Origin of the sequence: Nostoc sp. NZL, assembly GCF_015714705.1 — a bacterium.
In the GTDB taxonomy this organism is placed as follows: domain Bacteria; phylum Cyanobacteriota; class Cyanobacteriia; order Cyanobacteriales; family Nostocaceae; genus Nostoc; species Nostoc foliaceum_A.
Map to the genome: position 1 here is coordinate 1 of NZ_WBKL01000060.1, position 2038 is coordinate 2038.

The 2038-nt window shown below is 44.5% G+C and carries 3 protein-coding genes; 2 read left to right on the forward strand and 1 reads right to left on the reverse strand.

All coding sequences use genetic code 11. The features are described from left to right. Positions 1 to 274 (forward strand): transposase (locus F8R90_RS08145; protein WP_196510337.1); only part of this gene is annotated, 274 nt, incomplete at its 5' end. A gap of 155 nt (positions 275 to 429) precedes the next feature. Beyond that, positions 430 to 1221 carry an SAM hydrolase/SAM-dependent halogenase family protein gene (locus tag F8R90_RS08150; protein ID WP_196510338.1) on the forward strand — a complete coding sequence of 264 codons (792 nt, stop codon included), beginning with the start codon at positions 430 to 432 and terminating at the stop codon, positions 1219 to 1221. Between the two features lie 72 nt (positions 1222 to 1293). Here F8R90_RS08150 and F8R90_RS33365 read toward each other — a convergent pair whose 3' ends face one another. Continuing rightward, positions 1294 to 1431 carry an SDR family oxidoreductase gene (locus F8R90_RS33365; RefSeq protein WP_269141741.1) on the reverse strand — a complete coding sequence of 46 codons (138 nt, stop codon included), beginning with the start codon at positions 1429 to 1431 and terminating at the stop codon, positions 1294 to 1296. Positions 1432 to 2038: the final 607 nt, after the last annotated feature.

The following is a 2038-nucleotide window of genomic DNA, read 5'->3' on the forward strand; positions in this document are numbered from 1 at the left end:
TTTTGAACCAGCCGAGGCCAGACGGATTGCCACAAAATTAGAAATTCACTATACACCTAAACATGGGAGTTGGTTAAATATGGTTGAATCAGAGCTATCTGTACTTGTCCGTCAATGTCTCCAACGAAGAATTCCGAATATTGAAACTTTAGAAAAACAGGTCTCGGCTTGGGAGTGCGATCGCAATATTAATCAAGTTCGTGTAGATTGGCGTTTTCGTACAGAAGATGCCAGAGTTAAGCTGTCAAAGATTTATCCAACCCCGCAAAATTAATGGGACAGACCACTACTAGTCTGTCCCATTAGTTTTGAGGGGGTTGAGAAACGAACCGCAAAGGACGCAAAGAGCGCAAAGGAAGAAAAATTAAGAATGATTTTACCGATCATATTTAATGAGACAGACCACTACCCATTAGAAGGAGAAGCAGAATGTTTATCTGCGTTATTGCAGACTACGGTACAGGAGATCCGGCATTTACAGAAGTCACACAACGTCTGCTGATGGCTTTTCCCCAAGCCCAAATTCATTTGCTTTCGGTTCCAGCATTCAGTACATTGGCAACGGGTTTTTGGATTGCCCAACTGGGACTCAACCCAGGCCCTAGCGATCGCTTAATTTATCACAACTGTGCGCCTCGTCAAGATGATCCCGAAGCCCGTCGAGACAATGAAGGTGAAGGACTAACTTATGCCCTTTTATCCAATGGTGTAAAAGTAGTGGGTGTGAATGCAGGCTACACCCTCTCGTTTATCAAAGAGTATACAAAGGAGTTACGAGTGGTCAACGTTTCTCGTGGTGGATCGCAATTTCGCTCACGGGATGTGTTTCCTCCGGCTGCGGCTGCCATTATGAGTGAAGATTTTAGCCTTCTGGGAGATAGCCTTAAGAGTGAGCAAATCCCAGATGTTCCACCAGATCGAATTGCCTGGATTGATGGCTACGGCAATATTAAAACAACTATTGGGGCCCATACACTGAAGTTGGAGCCTCAAACCAAGATCGTGATCCGGATTGGAGATGTAGTGAGTGATGCAGTGTATTCTGATGGCAGCTTCAAGGTGTCTGAAGGAACTTTGGCCTTTGCTCCTGGTAGTTCCGGTTGGTCAAGAGGCGATTCAGGAGAACCATTGCGCTTCCTAGAGTTGTTTCTGCGAGGAGGGAGTGCTTGGGAGCGCTTTGGTCGTCCCCGTGTGAATCAGCAAGTAACTCGAATTGCCTAAAATCGGTTAGTCGGCTTCTGTCTATGGCTGAGTGCGGGCTGGCTTTACTTGAGTTACCCTCACTAAAAGCGATTAGATTTGTGCCACACCGCTATCGACGAACAATTCGATGCCAGTAATATAACTGCTGTCGTCCGAAGCCAGGAACACGACAGCTTTTGCTCTTGTTTTAAACCCTTGCTCTAAGTGCGTTGGCGCAGCCCACCGCAGTTCTCGATAACTTTCTTAACTGAACCGTTTTGGTTCACCCCGTTGTAGCGACTGCCGTTACTTAATGTCACATTTATTGAAGTTCAAAACAGTAATTGCCGGCAGACAAAGAGTTAAACGCCAAAATATAGAAAAAAAATTAAGAATGTGATTAAATATCATAGCAATCATTTTAGTGTGGCATCTCTAGCTCACAATAAAAAGAAAGCGATTCAGGAGTTGAGTGAGCAGTTTATGCTCTATCCTGGCAACAGGAGCATACTCCAGGTGTACTACCAGCAGTAGCAACAAGAGTAGTGGTGCATTCCAACATGGGTAGGAAATGCTAGGGCAATGTTTAAGCACGAGCCGCTACGTGTCTAAGCCTAAAAAAAACCCCCAGTGGGTGTTAGCCAACCAGGGGAGTTAGTTATCAGGGTGCATCTACCAATTAAATATTCTCAGGGTGAACACCATACTCCGGATAAATTTGTACAAAGATCAGTTATTTTTTTAAATAAAAAACCCCAGTTGGTGTTAGCCTACTAGGGGAGTTAGTTATCAGGGTGCATCTACCAATTAAATATTCTCAGGGTGAACACCATACTCCGGATAAATTTGTACAAAG

What these genes read in the sequence shown, in the direction of transcription:
- F8R90_RS08150 (WP_196510338.1), top strand. Translation starts at nt 430, where the DNA reads ATGTTTATCTGCGTTATTGCAGACTACGGTACAGGAGATCCGGCATTT.